The sequence below is a fragment of the Pseudomonas atacamensis genome (genome assembly GCF_017167965.1).
GTDB classification, from domain to species: domain Bacteria; phylum Pseudomonadota; class Gammaproteobacteria; order Pseudomonadales; family Pseudomonadaceae; genus Aquipseudomonas; species Aquipseudomonas atacamensis.
Map to the genome: position 1 here is coordinate 2,334,705 of NZ_CP070503.1, position 15,481 is coordinate 2,350,185.

The 15,481-nt window shown below is 59.1% G+C and carries 14 protein-coding genes; 3 read left to right on the forward strand and 11 right to left on the reverse strand.

Annotated elements, in window-relative coordinates:
• Positions 1 to 196 precede the first annotated feature (196 nt).
• The 7 genes from JWU58_RS10645 to JWU58_RS10675 form a co-directional block, all read right to left on the reverse strand.
• On the reverse strand, positions 197 to 622 hold the full coding sequence (locus tag JWU58_RS10645) for a GNAT family N-acetyltransferase (RefSeq protein WP_016775275.1): 426 nt from the start codon (positions 620 to 622) through the stop codon (positions 197 to 199).
• Entirely contained in the window at positions 615 to 1,784 is a 1,170-nt protein-coding gene (locus tag JWU58_RS10650) for a ribosomal protein uL16 3-hydroxylase (protein ID WP_122880204.1), read from the reverse strand. Before JWU58_RS10650 ends, JWU58_RS10645 begins: the two co-directional genes overlap by 8 nt.
• A gap of 86 nt (positions 1,785 to 1,870) precedes the next feature.
• The gene (purB, locus tag JWU58_RS10655; RefSeq protein WP_003223822.1) at positions 1,871 to 3,241 is read right to left on the reverse strand and encodes an adenylosuccinate lyase; all 1,371 of its coding nucleotides are present in this window, start codon (positions 3,239 to 3,241) and stop codon (positions 1,871 to 1,873) included.
• A 126-nt stretch (positions 3,242 to 3,367) separates the two neighbouring features.
• The gene (hflD, locus tag JWU58_RS10660) at positions 3,368 to 3,991 is read right to left on the reverse strand and encodes a high frequency lysogenization protein HflD (protein WP_016775273.1); all 624 of its coding nucleotides are present in this window, start codon (positions 3,989 to 3,991) and stop codon (positions 3,368 to 3,370) included.
• Positions 3,988 to 5,112 carry a tRNA 2-thiouridine(34) synthase MnmA gene (gene mnmA, locus JWU58_RS10665; protein ID WP_071172900.1) on the reverse strand — a complete coding sequence of 375 codons (1,125 nt, stop codon included), beginning with the start codon at positions 5,110 to 5,112 and terminating at the stop codon, positions 3,988 to 3,990. Before mnmA ends, hflD begins: the two co-directional genes overlap by 4 nt.
• A 59-nt stretch (positions 5,113 to 5,171) precedes the next feature.
• A complete protein-coding gene (locus tag JWU58_RS10670) occupies positions 5,172 to 5,618 on the reverse strand; it encodes an NUDIX hydrolase (protein WP_016775271.1) in 447 nt (148 codons plus the stop codon).
• Positions 5,619 to 5,838: 220 nt separating this feature from the next.
• Positions 5,839 to 8,064 carry an NADP-dependent isocitrate dehydrogenase gene (locus tag JWU58_RS10675; protein WP_071172899.1) on the reverse strand — a complete coding sequence of 742 codons (2,226 nt, stop codon included), beginning with the start codon at positions 8,062 to 8,064 and terminating at the stop codon, positions 5,839 to 5,841.
• 481 nt (positions 8,065 to 8,545) lie between these two features.
• Here JWU58_RS10675 and icd point away from each other — a divergent pair, with 481 nt between their 5' ends.
• A complete protein-coding gene (gene icd / locus JWU58_RS10680; protein ID WP_024013414.1) occupies positions 8,546 to 9,802 on the forward strand; it encodes an NADP-dependent isocitrate dehydrogenase in 1,257 nt (418 codons plus the stop codon).
• A 77-nt stretch (positions 9,803 to 9,879) separates the two neighbouring features.
• Here icd and JWU58_RS10685 read toward each other — a convergent pair whose 3' ends face one another.
• A complete protein-coding gene (locus tag JWU58_RS10685) occupies positions 9,880 to 10,161 on the reverse strand; it encodes a cold shock domain-containing protein (protein ID WP_016775267.1) in 282 nt (93 codons plus the stop codon).
• 224 nt (positions 10,162 to 10,385) lie between these two features.
• Between JWU58_RS10685 and clpS the strand changes: the two genes are divergently transcribed.
• Together clpS and clpA are read left to right on the forward strand one after the other, a co-directional pair.
• Complete coding sequence (clpS, locus tag JWU58_RS10690) at positions 10,386 to 10,769, forward strand: ATP-dependent Clp protease adapter ClpS (RefSeq protein WP_011334948.1); 384 nt, start codon at positions 10,386 to 10,388, stop codon at positions 10,767 to 10,769.
• Between the two features lie 30 nt (positions 10,770 to 10,799).
• Entirely contained in the window at positions 10,800 to 13,070 is a 2,271-nt protein-coding gene (clpA, locus tag JWU58_RS10695; RefSeq protein ID WP_016775266.1) for an ATP-dependent Clp protease ATP-binding subunit ClpA, read from the forward strand.
• Positions 13,071 to 13,702: 632 nt separating this feature from the next.
• Here clpA and infA read toward each other — a convergent pair.
• From infA to aat, 3 genes are all read right to left on the reverse strand, one after another.
• Positions 13,703 to 13,921 (reverse strand): translation initiation factor IF-1, encoded by a 219-nt coding sequence (infA, locus tag JWU58_RS10700; protein WP_002553999.1) that lies wholly within the window; start codon positions 13,919 to 13,921, stop codon positions 13,703 to 13,705.
• A 112-nt stretch (positions 13,922 to 14,033) separates the two neighbouring features.
• Positions 14,034 to 14,741, reverse strand: coding sequence for an arginyltransferase (locus tag JWU58_RS10705; protein WP_110600808.1), 708 nt, complete (start codon positions 14,739 to 14,741; stop codon positions 14,034 to 14,036).
• A gap of 58 nt (positions 14,742 to 14,799) precedes the next feature.
• Positions 14,800 to 15,480, reverse strand: a complete 681-nt coding sequence (gene aat / locus JWU58_RS10710) for a leucyl/phenylalanyl-tRNA--protein transferase (RefSeq protein ID WP_206421888.1) — start codon at positions 15,478 to 15,480, stop codon at positions 14,800 to 14,802.
• Position 15,481 lies beyond the last annotated feature (1 nt).

Consider the following 15,481-nt stretch of genomic DNA (forward strand, 5'->3'; position numbering starts at 1 on the left):
AGTTTGTCGGCCCGGGGTGGGGCAAGTTGAATCGTAGACAGCAAAACGCCCCGGCATCGGTGGATGGCGGGGCGTGATCGTTCCCACGCTCTGCGTGGGAATGCAGCCAGTGACGCTCTGCGTCACATGCCGCAAGGGACGCGGAGCGTCCCGAGAGGCATTCCCACGCAGAGCGTGGGAACGATCAGGGCGGGGCTCAGGCCGAATGCCGAACCATGTCGACATGCGGAATCCCGGCTTCGAGGAATTCCTCGCTGACCAGGCTGAAACCCAGGCGCTCGTAGAACGCCGTGGCTTGCACCTGAGCGCTGAGCTTCTGCTGTTTCAGCCCGCGTGCTTCAGCTTCGGCGATGACCGCTTGCATCAGCGCGTCACCGACCTTCATTCCGCGCCAGTCTTTGAGTACTGAAACGCGGCCGATGTGCCCGTCGGGCAACAGCCGCGCCGTGCCGATCGGGAAGTCGCCTTCGAACGCCAGAAAATGCACGGCGGTCGCGTCATCGGCGTCCCACTCAAGCTCGGGTGGCACCGATTGTTCGGCGATGAACACCGTTTCACGAATGCGCCGGATCTCGGCGATATCCTTCTGCCAGTCTGCGACACGAACGCGAATTTTATTCATCGGCGAACCCCAGGCTTCCTTGCTTGACCAGTTCGCAGAGCAGGCTGCGGCCGTCTTCGTCGCTCAGCCACTCGCCGAGGTTATCGGCGTGCAGGGCGTCAGCGGCGCAGATCAGCTTCAACAGTTCGCGCAGCTTGCCCGGCAGGTAGCGGCTCTGGCCACTGGCGAACAGCAGCAGATCGTTGTCGACTTCCGACCAGGCCAGGCGCGCGCTCGGGTTGCGGATCAGCACGGCGCCGTCCTGCAGGGCGGCGAGGAAGTCTTCTTCTTCGACGTCTTCCGGGCCGACCACCAGTTCCGGGTAGCGCGGCTCCGTCATGTATTGACCGAACCAGGTCAGCAGCAGGCGCTCATCGCTCATGTGTTCGGCGAGCAGGCTTTTCAGACGATCCAGCGCATCGTGTTGAATCTGGTGCGGATCGACCGCCGGCTTGGCGTCGGCATCGGTGTAGCGCTCTTCGTCGGTCAGGAACTGGCTGAGGAAGTCGGTGAAGTGGGTCAGCACTTCAGCGGCGCTTGGCGCGCGGAAGCCGACCGAGTAGGTCATGCAGTTGTCGACCGCGACGCCGCAATGGGCCAGGCGCGGCGGCAGGTAGAGCATGTCGCCCGGCTCCAGCACCCATTCTTCGGTTTCGTGGAATTCAGCGAGGATGCGCAGGTCGGCGTGTTGCAGCAGCGGGCTCTCGGAATCGCACATCTGGCCGATTTTCCAGTTGCGCTTGCCGTGGCCCTGCAGCAGGAAAACATCGTAGTTGTCGAAATGCGGGCCGACGCTGCCACCTGGTGCGGCGAAACTGATCATCACGTCGTCGACGCGCCAGCTCGGCAGGAAGCGGAAATTTTCCAGCAGTTCGCTGACTTCCGGCACGAACTGGTCAACCGCCTGCACCAGCAGCGTCCACTCTTTCTCTGGCAATTTGCTGAACTCGTCTTCGGCGAACGGGCCGCGACGCAATTCCCATGGGCGCTCGCCGTGCTCGATGACCAGGCGCGATTCGACTTCTTCTTCCAGGGCCAGGCCGGCCAGTTCGTCGGCGTCGATCGGGCTTTCGAAGTCAGGAATCGCCTGACGGATCAGCAGCGGTTTTTTCTGCCAGTAGTCACGCAGGAATTCGCGTGCTGTGAGGCCGCCCAGAAGTTGAAGAGGAATATCGGAATTCATATGTAACCTATTGAAAAAAAGCACTTTTCAGACGGGAATAAAAACGCCCGGCGCGGCCGGGCGTCTCAAACGGGGCAAACGGTCGATCAGATGCGTTTGGCTTGTGCCACAGCGTTGCCGATGTAGTTGGCCGGGGTCAGTTGCTTGAGCTCGGCTTTGGCTTCGGCTGGCATGTCCAGGCCATCGATGAAAGTCTGCAGCGCTTCAGGGCTGATGCCCTTGCCACGGGTCAGTTCTTTCAGCTTTTCGTACGGGTTTTCGATGTTGTAGCGACGCATCACGGTCTGGATCGGCTCGGCCAGGACTTCCCAGCAAGCGTCGAGGTCGGCGGCAATCTTCTGCTCGTTGAGCTCGAGTTTGCTGATGCCTTTGAGGCTGGCTTCGTAAGCGATCACGCTGTGGGCGAAGCCGACACCGAGGTTGCGCAGGACGGTGGAGTCGGTCAGGTCACGCTGCCAGCGGGAGATCGGCAGTTTGCTCGCCAGATGCTGGAACAGTGCGTTGGCGATACCCAGGTTGCCTTCGGAGTTTTCGAAGTCGATCGGGTTGACCTTGTGCGGCATGGTCGACGAGCCGATTTCGCCAGCGATGGTGCGCTGCTTGAAATAACCCAGGGAAATGTAGCCCCAGATGTCGCGGTCGAAGTCGATCAGGATGGTGTTGAAGCGCGCAATGGCATCGAACAGCTCGGCGATGTAGTCGTGCGGTTCGATCTGCGTGGTGTACGGGTTGAAGCCCAGACCCAGCTCGTCTTCGATGAAGGCGCGAGCGTTGGCTTCCCAGTCGATCTGCGGGTAGGCCGACAGGTGCGCGTTGTAGTTGCCGACAGCGCCGTTGATCTTGCCCAGCAGCGGCACGGCAGCGACTTGAGCGATCTGACGCTCGAGACGGTAAACCACGTTAGCCAGTTCTTTACCCAGAGTAGTCGGCGAAGCCGGCTGGCCGTGGGTGCGCGACAGCATCGGCACGTCGGCGAAACGGATCGCCAGTTCGCGGATGGCGTTGGCAGTCTGGCGCATCAGCGGCAGCATCACGTCGTCACGGCCTTCACGCAGCATCAAGGCGTGGGACAGGTTGTTGATGTCTTCGCTGGTGCAGGCAAAGTGGATGAATTCGCTGACCTTGGCCAGCTCCGGCAGCTTGGCCGCCTGCTCTTTGAGCAGGTATTCGATGGCTTTGACGTCGTGGTTGGTGGTGCGCTCGATCTCTTTGACGCGCTCGGCGTGCTCCAGCGAGAAGTTTTCAGCCAGTTCGTTGAGAACGGCGTTGGCCTCGGCGGAGAAGGCTGGCACTTCAGGGATGCCAGCGTGGGCGGCCAGGCGCTGGAGCCAGCGCACTTCAACCAGAACGCGGGCACGGATAAGGCCGTACTCGCTGAAAATCGGGCGCAGGGCCTGGGTTTTGCCGGCGTAGCGGCCGTCAACAGGGGAAACCGCAGTGAGCGAAGAGAGCTGCATGGGGTGTTCTCGGACAGTCGGGCAACGAAATGGGGCGCGTATCATACATGAAAAAATCCGCCGGTCCGTCGCCAACTGACCGGCGTATTACGCGTTACAGACTACAAAGCCTTCATGACGCGGCGCTTACTCGCTGCGCATCAACGGATAAAGCTCTTTGAGCAGCTTGCGGCGGCTGATTACCAACTGCCAGCGATGACCACCGAGCTGACGCCACAGGCGCGCCGAGCGGATGCCCGCGAGGAGCAGGGCGCGGATCTTCGAGGCGTTGCTCGGCTGCTGCAGGTTGCGCATGTCGCCGTGCACTTGAATGCGCTGGCGCAGCGTGCTTAACGTGTCCTGATACAACGCACCGCAAGCGGCGACGACGTTTTCGTGGGCCGGGCCAAAATGCTCCACCTGCGCCTGAATCTGCGGCAGGCGTTTGGCAATCGTCTCAAGCATGTCGTCACGCTTGGCCAGTTGCCGCTCCAGACCGAGCATCGACAGCGCGTAGCGCAACGGCTCACGCTGCAAGGTGCTCGGATCGCGCTCCAGCGCGCCGATCAATGCGCGGTAACCCTCGCGCAGATTGATGTCGTCGCCGCCGTATACATCCAGCGTATCTTTTGGGTCGCGGACCAGCAGGCTGCCGAGCATGCAACTCAGGCCGGCCTCGTTGGTCTGGCCAGTCTTGGCGATGCGATCGACCAGCACGGCGGCGAGAAACACACCGCCCAGCGCTGTCAGTTGTTCCTGAGTCGGGCTCATGCCTGGCCGCTCCACGGCTCGGCCACTTCGATCACGCCGCCGCCGAGGCAGATTTCACCGTCATAGAAAACCACCGACTGGCCCGGCGTCACCGCACGTTGCGGTTCGTCGAACACGGCGCGATAGCCGCTGGCGGTTTTTTCCAGGGTGCAGGCCTGATCGCTCTGGCGATAACGCACTTTCGCCGTCAGGCGCAGCGGCTGGCTCAGATCGATCGGATTGACCCAGTAGATTTCCGAAGCGAGCAGGGCGCTGGAGAACAGCCATGGATGGTTGTTGCCCTGACCGACGATCAGCTCGTTGGTCTGCAGATCCTTGCGCAGCACGTACCACGGCTCATCGCCAGCATCCTTCAAGCCGCCAATGCCGAGGCCCTGACGCTGGCCGATGGTGTGGTACATCAAGCCGTGGTGACGGCCGATGACTTCGCCTTCGGTAGTCTTGATCTCACCCGGTTGTGCCGGCAGGTACTGCTTGAGGAAATCGCTGAAACGGCGCTCGCCGATGAAGCAGATCCCGGTGGAATCCTTCTTCTTGGCGGTGGCCAGTTCGTATTTCTCGGCAATCGCGCGCACTTCAGGCTTTTCCAGTTCGCCGACCGGGAACAGGGTCTTGGCGATCTGTTCGCCACCAACGGCGTGCAGGAAGTAGCTCTGATCCTTGTTCGGATCGAGGCCCTTGAGCAGTTCGGTGCGGCCGTCGATATCGCGGCGGCGCACGTAGTGACCGGTGGCGATCAGGTCGGCGCCGAGCATCATCGCGTAGTCGAGAAACGCTTTGAACTTGATCTCGCGGTTGCACAGGATGTCCGGGTTCGGCGTGCGCCCCGCCTTGTATTCGGCGAGGAAGTGCTCGAACACGTTGTCCCAGTACTCGGCGGCAAAGTTGGCGGTGTGCAGCTTGATGCCGATCTTGTCGCAGACAGCCTGAGCATCCGCCAGGTCGTCCATGGCGGTGCAGTATTCCGTTCCGTCGTCTTCTTCCCAGTTCTTCATGAACAGGCCTTCCACTTCATAACCCTGCTCGATCAGCAGAAGGGCGGAAACGGAAGAGTCCACGCCGCCGGACATGCCGACAATGACGCGCTTCTTGGATGTGTCAGAAGGGGCTGGATCACGCATAGGGATTCAATGAGTGTCTTGGAAAAGGGCGCGATTCTATCAGGCTCACGGCCGCAAGGCTAAAGAGAAGGGCGGATCAGTTCGAGGCTGAAGTGATGACCGGCCAGATAATCGTCGATGCAGCGGATGATCAGCTCGCTGCGCCAGTTGTCGCGCTGGGCGATTAATTCGTCGCGGGTCAGCCACTTGGCGCCGACGATGCCGTCGTCGAGTTGGTAATCCGGGTGATGCTGCACGGCTTTGGCGCTGAAGCATATGCGCTGGTAAGTCACGCCGTTGCTCGGTGCGGTGTACAGATAAATGCCGATCACGCCGGTGGGTTCGACGTCCCAACCGGTTTCTTCGAGGGTTTCGCGAATCGCCGCGTCGATCAGGGTTTCATCCGGATCGAGATGCCCGGCGGGCTGGTTGAGCACATTGCGCCCGCCTTTGTGCTCTTCGACCATCAGGAAACGGCCGTTGTCCTCGACGATGGTGGCGACGGTGATGTGGGGGAGCCATTCCATAAAACCTTCCTCAATCTATTGGTTAAACCCCAATCCCTGTGGGAGCTGGCTTGTCGGAACGCCGCATCGCAGCGATAGCGGTGGTTCAGTCACCATCCATGCTGGATGATAAACCGCCATCGCTGGCAAGCCAGCTCCCACAAAGTTTTGTGGTGATCACAAAACCCGGAAACACAAACCCCGGCACAAGGCCGGGGTTTGTGATGTTCCCATTACAACCTTAAACCAGCGCAGCAATCGCCGCGTTGAAGGTTGCGCTTGGGCGCATGGCCTTGCTGATCAGCTCGGCGTCGGCGTGGTAGTAACCGCCGATGTCGACTGGCTTGCCCTGCACGGCGTTGAGCTCGGCAACGATGGTCGCTTCGTTCTCGGTCAGGGTTTTGGCCAGAGTCGCGAACTGCGCTTGCAGTGCAGCGTCTTCAGTCTGGGCGGCCAGGGCCTGAGCCCAGTACATCGCCAGGTAGAAGTGGCTGCCGCGGTTGTCGATGTTGCCGACTTTGCGCGATGGCGACTTGTTGTTGTCGAGGAACTGACCGGTGGCCTGGTCCAGGGTTTTCGACAGCACCAGTGCTTTCGGGTTGTTGTAGTTCACACCCAGGTGCTCAAGGGAAGCGGCGAGGGCAAGGAACTCACCCAGCGAATCCCAGCGCAGGAAGTTTTCTTCAACCAGTTGCTGCACGTGCTTCGGCGCCGAACCGCCGGCGCCGGTTTCGAACAGACCACCGCCATTCATCAGCGGTACGATCGACAGCATCTTGGCGCTGGTGCCCAGTTCCATGATCGGGAACAGGTCGGTCAGGTAGTCGCGCAGTACGTTGCCGGTCACCGAAATGGTGTCCTTGCCTTCGCGGGTGCGCTGCAGGGTGTACTTCATCGCGTCGACCGGCGCCATGATCTGGATGTCCAGACCGCTGGTGTCGTGATCCTTCAGGTAGGCCTGAACCTTCTCGATCACCACGCCATCGTGAGCGCGCATCGGGTCGAGCCAGAAGATCGCCGGCGTGCTGCTCGCGCGAGCACGGTTGACGGCCAGTTTGACCCAGTCCTGGATCGGCGCGTCTTTGGTCTGGCACATGCGGAAGATGTCGCCGGCTTCGACAGCCTGTTCCATCAGCAGCTTGCCTTTGCTGTCGGTGACGCGAACAACGCCGTCAGCCTTGATCTGGAAGGTCTTGTCGTGGGAGCCGTACTCTTCGGCTTTCTTCGCCATCAGGCCGACGTTCGGCACGCTGCCCATGGTGGTCGGATCGAAAGCGCCATTGGCTTTGCAATCTTCGATCACCGCCTGGTAGATGGTCGCGTAGCAACGATCCGGGATTACAGCCTTGGTGTCGTGCAGCTGACCGTCGGTGCCCCACATCTTGCCGGAGTCACGGATCATCGCTGGCATCGAGGCGTCAACGATGACGTCGCTCGGCACGTGCAGGTTGGTGATGCCTTTGTCGGAGTTGACCATCGCCAGCGACGGACGAACGGCGTAGACCGCTGCGATATCGGCTTCGATCTGCGCTTGCTGCTCGGCCGGCAGGGCCTTGATGCGCGCGTACAGATCGCCGATGCCGTTGTTCAGATTGAAGCCGATCTGGTTCAGCACGTCAGCGTGCTTGGTCAGTGCGTCTTTATAGAACTCGGCAACGATCTGGCCGAACATGATCGGGTCGGAGACCTTCATCATGGTCGCTTTCAAGTGAACCGAGAGCAGCACGCCCTGGGCCTTGGCGCTTTCGATTTCGGCAGCGATGAACGCACGCAGGGCGTTTTTGCTCATCACGGCGCAGTCGAGGATCTCGCCAGCCTGAACGGTGGTTTTTTCTTTCAGAACGGTGGCAGCACCGTCCTTGGCGATCAGTTCGATCTTCACAGCGTCAGCGGCGTCGATCAGGACAGCTTTTTCGCTGCCGTAGAAATCGCCGGTGCTCATGTGTGCGACGTGGGACTTGGAGTCCTTGGCCCAGGCGCCCATTTTGTGCGGGTGCTTGCGCGCGTAGTTCTTCACCGACAGCGGAGCGCGGCGGTCGGAGTTGCCTTCACGCAGAACCGGGTTCACGGCGCTGCCCTTGACCTTGTCGTAACGCGCCTTGGCGTCTTTGTCGGCGTCGCTGGTCACGGTTTCCGGGTAGTCCGGCAGGTTGTAGCCCTGCGCCTGCAGCTCTTTGATCGCGGCTTGCAGCTGTGGCACCGAAGCACTGATGTTCGGCAGCTTGATGATGTTGGCTTCAGGCGTAACGGCCAGGTCGCCCAGTTCGGCGAGGTGGTCGGCTACGGCTTTGTCGCCCAGTTGCTCGGGGAAGCTTGCCAGGATGCGCGCTGCAAGAGAGATATCGCGGGTTTCCACGGCGATATCGGCCGAGGCGGTGTAAGCCTCGATGATCGGCAGCAGGGAATAGGTGGCGAGGGCAGGAGCTTCGTCGGTGAAGGTATAGATGATCTTCGAGCGGGTGGGCATATTCGGATTAACTCTCTCTTCTTTGCTAAAGCGTGCGCAGAAACTCGAGGGGCGCCGGGTAAGCGCGTTCGTTCAAAGTCATCCATGAACCGAATGTCGAGATTCTTCGCGGTGATGTTGGGTGCATCAGTGGAGCGTCAAGCAGTCAGGCTGCGGTAACAACCCGACCAATCAGGCGGAAAGTCTCGTGCTAGAGAGGCCAGCCGTCGTGACCCTGTGGTCAGCGGGCGGCATTATACATAGGTAGCTGGCAATCTGCCGATGGTTCATATGCAACGATTCTCGTCCATTGGTCTAAAGGTCGCAGGGCGCGACCGGGCAAAGACTCGTTACGAATGCTGGACTTTGGCGCTTTTCCCTTTGCTTTCAGGCTTGTAGGAAACGAGATGTGCGCGGCGCAGGAACATAGGGTTTGCGTGTTGATTCAACTGGGTTACGCTCGAAGCAAGCCAGGTGTTCAATCCAAACAATGGAGTTCAGCATGGGTTACAAGAAGATTCAGGTTCCAGCCGTCGGTGACAAAATCACTGTCAATGCAGACCATTCTCTCAATGTTCCTGATAACCCGATCATCCCCTTCATCGAAGGTGACGGTATTGGTGTCGACATCAGTCCGGTGATGATCAAGGTTGTCGATGCTGCTGTTGAAAAGGCCTACGGCGGCAAGCGCAAGATTTCCTGGATGGAAGTCTACGCCGGCGAAAAGGCCACTCAGGTTTATGACCAGGACACCTGGCTGCCGCAGGAAACCCTCGACGCGGTCAAGGATTACGTGGTCTCCATCAAAGGCCCGCTGACCACTCCGGTCGGTGGCGGCATCCGCTCGCTGAACGTGGCCCTGCGTCAGCAGCTCGACCTGTACGTCTGCCTGCGCCCGGTGCGCTGGTTCGAAGGCGTGCCGAGCCCGGTGAAAAAGCCCGGCGATGTCGACATGACCATCTTCCGCGAGAACTCCGAAGACATCTACGCGGGTATCGAATGGAAGGCCGGTTCGCCGGAAGCCACCAAGGTCATCAAATTCCTTAAAGAAGAAATGGGCGTCACCAAGATCCGTTTCGACGAAAACTGCGGCATCGGCGTCAAGCCGGTCTCCCGCGAAGGCACCAAGCGTCTGGCGCGCAAGGCTCTGCAATATGTGGTCGACAATGACCGCGACTCGCTGACCATCGTGCACAAAGGCAACATCATGAAGTTCACCGAAGGTGCCTTCAAGGAATGGGCCTACGAAGTGGCCGCCGAAGAGTTCGGCGCGACACTGCTGGACGGCGGTCCGTGGATGCAGTTCAAGAATCCGAAAACCGGCAAGAACGTTGTGGTCAAGGACGCCATCGCCGACGCCATGCTCCAGCAGATCCTGCTGCGCCCGGCCGAATACGATGTGATCGCTACGCTTAACCTCAACGGTGACTACCTGTCCGACGCGCTGGCGGCGGAAGTGGGTGGTATCGGTATTGCGCCGGGCGCCAACCTGTCCGACACCGTGGCGATGTTCGAAGCGACCCACGGTACCGCGCCGAAATATGCCGGCAAGGACCAGGTCAACCCGGGCTCGCTGATTCTCTCGGCCGAGATGATGCTGCGTCATATGGGCTGGACGGAAGCGGCGGACCTGATCATCAAGGGAACCAACGGTGCGATCGGCGCCAAGACTGTTACTTATGATTTCGAGCGCTTGATGGATGGCGCGAAGCTGGTGTCGTCTTCCGGGTTCGGGGATGCGTTGATTTCGCATATGTAAAAGCTGCAGGTACGCAAAAACCGCCTGACTCGATGGGTTGAGTCAGGCGGTTTTTTATGACCGAATGTTTTGAGGCTTCAACTGGTTGCCGTTTGTTTTTTCGTAGCAATCGAGCTTGGCGTCGAAGCTGCTTCGACCGGAGTTATCTTCACGGCATGCAAGCCTTTGGGGCCTTGAACGATGTCGAATGTGACTGCCTGACCCGCTTTCAGGGTCTTGTACCCTTCCATTTCAATGGCCGAGTAGTGGGCAAAGAAGTCAATGTCCTTGCCATCCTCATCGCGACCTTCCCGGGCATCGGTATTGATAAAGCCGAATCCCTTGGCATTGTTGAACCATTTCACCTTGCCGACAGCCATGCTCAAATCCCTCTGCAACAGACTCCATCGCTGGAGTATCATCCACGACATCCGCAATCGAATTCGATAAAAGAATTGACTCCGCGGATCTTTTTTACCCACTGTGGGCTCTATTGGTTGTAACACCGTTTTCCCGATAGTCAAGGTGACCGGGCAGTCGTAGTTGAAAACGTGTGCAACCGCCCCCACCACTGTATTCGCACAACTGACGAACCTTTTTTTCCATGCATGCAATCAGCCAGATTCGACTAACATTCAATCAGGATCGCCCGCTTCTCCAAAAGGATCTTCCACAGGAGCACGACGACGATTCGGCAGGCGTTGCTGTTCAGGAAGCAAAGCCCGCGTTACAGGCGCCGCCGATGTACAAGGTGGTTTTGTTCAACGATGACTACACACCGATGGATTTCGTCGTCGAAGTGCTCGAGGTGTTTTTTAACCTGAATCGCGAGCTGGCGACCAAGGTCATGCTGGCCGTCCATACAGAAGGACGGGCAGTATGTGGAGTGTTTACCCGCGACATCGCCGAGACAAAGGCCATGCAGGTCAACCAGTACGCCAGGGAAAGCCAGCATCCGCTACTCTGTGAAATCGAGAAGGACGGTTAATCGCCGACCACTTGGGTATGAGGTGAAGCTATGTTAAACCGCGAGCTCGAAGTCACCCTCAATCTTGCCTTCAAGGAGGCTCGTTCGAAGCGTCATGAGTTCATGACCGTCGAACATCTCCTGCTGGCCCTATTGGATAATGAGGCTGCCGCCACCGTTTTGCGTGCCTGCGGCGCAAACCTCGACAAACTCAAGCATGATCTGCAGGAGTTCATCGACTCCACCACGCCATTGATCCCCGTGCATGACGAGGATCGCGAAACCCAGCCAACCCTGGGCTTCCAGCGTGTCCTGCAGCGTGCTGTTTTTCACGTACAGAGCTCGGGCAAACGCGAAGTGACCGGCGCCAACGTGCTGGTCGCCATCTTCAGTGAGCAAGAGAGTCAGGCAGTGTTCCTGCTGAAACAGCAGAGCGTTGCGCGCATCGATGTCGTCAACTACATCGCCCACGGCATTTCGAAAGTACCGGGGCACGGCGATCATTCTGAAGGTGAACAAGATATGCAGGACGACGAGGGCGGTGAGTCTTCTTCTTCAGGCAATCCTCTGGATGCTTATGCCAGCAACCTCAACGAACTCGCGCGCCAGGGTCGCATCGATCCGCTGGTCGGCCGTGAATCGGAGGTCGAGCGTGTCGCGCAGATCCTCGCGCGCCGGCGCAAGAACAATCCGCTGCTGGTGGGTGAGGCAGGCGTGGGTAAGACCGCGATTGCCGAAGGCCTGGCCAAGCGCATCGTCGACAATCAGGTGCCGGATCTGCTGGCCAATGCGGTGGTTTATTCGCTCGATCTTGGCGCTCTGCTCGCGGGTACCAAGTATCGCGGTGATTTCGAGAAGCGCTTCAAGGCGCTGCTCAATGAGCTGAAAAAGCGTCCGCAGGCGATCCTGTTCATCGACGAGATCCACACCATCATCGGTGCGGGTGCTGCTTCCGGTGGCGTGATGGATGCGTCCAACCTGCTCAAGCCGCTGCTGTCGTCTGGCGACATTCGCTGCATCGGTTCCACCACATTCCAGGAATTTCGCGGCATCTTCGAGAAGGATCGTGCCTTGGCGCGTCGCTTCCAGAAGGTCGATGTCGTCGAGCCGTCGGTGGAAGACACCATCGGTATCCTGCGTGGCCTGAAAGGGCGTTTCGAGCAGCACCACAATATCGAATACAGCGATGAGTCGTTGCGTGCCGCTGCCGAACTGGCGTCGCGCTACATCAATGACCGGCACATGCCGGACAAGGCCATCGACGTGATCGACGAAGCGGGCGCCTACCAGCGTCTGCAACCGGTAGAGATGCGCGTCAAGCGAATCGAAGTGCCACAGGTCGAGGACATCGTCGCGAAAATCGCGCGGATTCCGCCAAAGCACGTGACCAGTTCCGACAAGGAGCTGCTGCGTAACCTGGAGCGTGACCTGAAGCTGACGGTGTTTGGTCAGGACGCGGCGATCGATTCGCTGTCGACTGCGATCAAGCTGTCACGCGCTGGCCTCAAATCGCCGGACAAACCGGTCGGTTCGTTCCTGTTTGCCGGGCCTACCGGTGTCGGTAAAACCGAGGCCGCGCGACAACTGGCCAAGGCCCTGGGCATTGAACTGGTGCGTTTCGACATGTCCGAATACATGGAGCGGCACACCGTATCGCGTCTGATCGGTGCGCCTCCAGGCTATGTCGGTTTCGACCAGGGCGGTCTGTTGACCGAAGCCATTACCAAGCAGCCACATTGCGTATTGCTCCTCGATGAAATCGAGAAGGCGCATCCGGAAGTCTTCAACCTGCTGTTGCAGGTCATGGACCACGGCACGCTGACCGACAACAACGGGCGCAAGGCGGATTTCCGCAACGTGATCGTGATCATGACCACCAACGCCGGTGCCGAGACGGCCGCGCGGGCTTCGATCGGTTTCACTCATCAGGACCACTCGTCCGATGCGATGGAAGTGATCAAGAAGAGCTTCACGCCGGAATTCCGTAACCGTCTGGACACCATTATCCAGTTTGGTCGCCTCAGCCATGAGGTCATCAAGAGTGTGGTGGACAAGTTCCTCACCGAGCTTCAGGCGCAGCTGGAAGACAAGCGTGTGTTGCTTGAGGTTACTGATGCTGCGCGTAGTTGGCTGGCGGCGGGTGGTTATGACTCGGCGATGGGTGCACGTCCGATGGCGCGTCTGATCCAGGACAAGATCAAGCGTCCGCTGGCGGAGGAGATTCTGTTTGGCGAACTGGCCGAGCATGGCGGTGTGGTGCACATCGACATCAAGGATGGGGAGTTGACGTTCGACTTCGAGACCACTGCAGAAATGGCCTGACGGCTGTGGATCAAGAGGGCGCCTTCGGGCGCCTTTTTGTTGCTCGTTGCTTGATGGTTTTGGGTGTATATCCGTTGCTGCGGTTACGGCTGCTTAGGGTTTCGCCCTTACGGCGACTCACTTTTTTTACAATCGCCTAAAAAAAGTAAGCAAAAAAACGCTTGCTCCTACGTTCGGCCCTCGCAGGCTCGGGTTCCTTCGCTGCGGGATCGATCCGGGCGCAGCGGCTACGGTTTGCTTCGCTGCACCTCCTTCCGCTGTGTCTGGCTGCGCCAGACGGTCGCTGCGCTCCCACGCCCGGATCAATCCCTCCACTCAGCCTTCCGACGTCGCCGGTGGATCAAGATCAAGAGCACTCGAGCTTGCGCTCATTGTTTGAGTGGGGCGGCTTCGCCGCGGGCATCTGCGCTGCCTTGCTTTTGCTTTTGCTTTTCTGTGGGAGCGAGCCTGCTCGCGAAGGCGGCCCGCAGGTCAACCCGTTTCTGTCTAATACGCGCGATCCAACCGTAGGGGCTGCCGAAGGCTGCGATCTTTTGATTTGCATGCTGTAAGCGCGAAACCGCCAGCCCCAAAACCTCAAAACGCAGATACAAAAACGCCCGGCATTACCCGGGCGTTCTGTATTGACTTGATTAACGAGCGCGGTAAGTGATCCGCCCTTTGCTCAAGTCATAGGGCGTCAGCTCGACGCGCACTTTGTCGCCGGTAAGAATACGAATGTAGTTCTTGCGCATCTTGCCGGAAATATGCGCGGTTACGACGTGCCCATTTTCCAACTCCACACGAAACATGGTGTTGGGCAGGGTGTCGACGACAGTGCCTTCCATTTCGAAGCTGTCTTCTTTCGACATGCAGTAAAGCCCTCGGTATCCAATGAATGGCCCGGTGCAACTGCGCCAGGCAAAAGCGGCGTGCATTGTGCCCGAAAAATGGTGTTTACGCCAAGGGGTTTAGGCCGCAGGTTCAGTTCAGGATGACCCAGCGCTGATTGATCAGCAATTCGATGGGTCGATATTGCGTCTTGTAATTCATCTTTTTGCAGTTCTTGATCCAGTAACCCAGGTACACAGCCTCAAGTCCCAGGCGCTGGCTCTCGGCGATTTGCCAGAGTATTGCGTAACGGCCGAGGCTGCGGCGTTCTTCGTTCGGTTCGTAGAAGGTGTACACCGCCGACAGGCCGTTGGGCAGCAGATCGGTGACCGCCACCGCGAGCAACCGTCCGTCGAGTCGAAACTCGTAGAAGCGCGAGAAGGGCAGGTCACGCACCAGGAACGTCGAGAACTGATCACGGCTTGGCGGGTACATGTCGCCGTCGGCATGGCGCTGTTCGATGTAGCGCTGGTAGAGGTCGAAATATTCTTCGCTGAAGTGCGGTTTGACCGGTTGCACTTGCAGGTCGGTGTTGCGTTTGTAGATACGCTTCTGCTGGCGATTGGCGATGAACTGGGCGGAAGGAATGCGCGCAGGCACGCACGCATTGCAATTCTGGCAATGCGGCCGGTACAGATGATCGCCGCTGCGACGAAAGCCCATTTCCGACAGGTCTGCGTAGACATGCACATCCATGGGCTGACTCGGGTCGAGAAACAGCGTCGTGGCCTGCTCCTCGGGCAGATAACTGCAAGAGTGGGGCTGAGTGGCATAAAACTTCAAACGCGCCAACTCGGTCATGAATCAACCCTCGGGATAAGCTGGTGGATTAAGTGTAAGCCACCTGCGCAAAAGTCGCTCAGCAAACCCAGGTCGCCGAATTCGGTTGGTCAAGATGGCGCTGCAGATAGTCGGCGAATTCGCCGCGCGGAATGGACCGTGCACCGAGGCTGTGCAGGTGATCGGTCGGCATCTGGCAATCGATCAGCACAAACCCGGCGGCTTTCAAATGCTTCACCAGCGTGGCAAAGCCGTATTTGGACGCGTTGTCAGCGCGGCTGAACATCGACTCGCCAAAAAACAGTTGGCCCATTGCCAGGCCATACAGGCCGCCGACCAGCTGTCCCTCGTCCCAGACCTCAACCGAATGAGCGAAACCGCGCCGATGCAATTCTACGTAAGCAGCCTGCATGGCCTCGGTGATCCAGGTGCCGTCGGCGTAATCACGCGGTGCAGCGCAGGCGCGGATGACGGCGTCGAAATCCTGATCGAAAGTCACTTGATAGCGTTGCTTGCGCAGCAGCTTTCCGAGACTGCGCGAGACGTGCAGTTCGTCGGGAAACAGCACGGTGCGAGGGTCTGGCGACCACCAGAGAATGGGTTGGCCTTCGGAGAACCAGGGAAAGCAGCCATGGCGATAGGCCTGGATCAGGCGGTCGGCGGACAGATCGCCGCCGGCGGCGAGCAATCCGTTCGGCTCGCGCATGGCTTTTTCCAGTGGCGGAAAGGTCAGGGAGTTACGTTGTAACCAAGTCAGCATG

Excerpts from the sequence above, each read along its gene's own strand:
- JWU58_RS10645 (WP_016775275.1), bottom strand. The coding sequence starts at position 622 with ATGAATAAAATTCGCGTTCGTGTCGCAGACTGGCAGAAGGATATCGCC.
- JWU58_RS10650 (WP_122880204.1), bottom strand. The coding sequence starts at position 1,784 with ATGAATTCCGATATTCCTCTTCAACTTCTGGGCGGCCTCACAGCACGC.
- purB (WP_003223822.1), bottom strand. The coding sequence starts at position 3,241 with ATGCAGCTCTCTTCGCTCACTGCGGTTTCCCCTGTTGACGGCCGCTAC.
- hflD (WP_016775273.1), bottom strand. The coding sequence starts at position 3,991 with ATGAGCCCGACTCAGGAACAACTGACAGCGCTGGGCGGTGTGTTTCTC.
- mnmA (WP_071172900.1), bottom strand. The coding sequence starts at position 5,112 with ATGCGTGATCCAGCCCCTTCTGACACATCCAAGAAGCGCGTCATTGTC.
- JWU58_RS10670 (WP_016775271.1), bottom strand. The coding sequence starts at position 5,618 with ATGGAATGGCTCCCCCACATCACCGTCGCCACCATCGTCGAGGACAAC.
- JWU58_RS10675 (WP_071172899.1), bottom strand. The coding sequence starts at position 8,064 with ATGCCCACCCGCTCGAAGATCATCTATACCTTCACCGACGAAGCTCCT.
- icd (WP_024013414.1), top strand. The coding sequence starts at position 8,546 with ATGGGTTACAAGAAGATTCAGGTTCCAGCCGTCGGTGACAAAATCACT.
- JWU58_RS10685 (WP_016775267.1), bottom strand. The coding sequence starts at position 10,161 with ATGGCTGTCGGCAAGGTGAAATGGTTCAACAATGCCAAGGGATTCGGC.
- clpS (WP_011334948.1), top strand. The coding sequence starts at position 10,386 with ATGCATGCAATCAGCCAGATTCGACTAACATTCAATCAGGATCGCCCG.
- clpA (WP_016775266.1), top strand. The coding sequence starts at position 10,800 with ATGTTAAACCGCGAGCTCGAAGTCACCCTCAATCTTGCCTTCAAGGAG.
- infA (WP_002553999.1), bottom strand. The coding sequence starts at position 13,921 with ATGTCGAAAGAAGACAGCTTCGAAATGGAAGGCACTGTCGTCGACACC.
- JWU58_RS10705 (WP_110600808.1), bottom strand. The coding sequence starts at position 14,741 with ATGACCGAGTTGGCGCGTTTGAAGTTTTATGCCACTCAGCCCCACTCT.
- aat (WP_206421888.1), bottom strand. The coding sequence starts at position 15,480 with ATGCTGACTTGGTTACAACGTAACTCCCTGACCTTTCCGCCACTGGAA.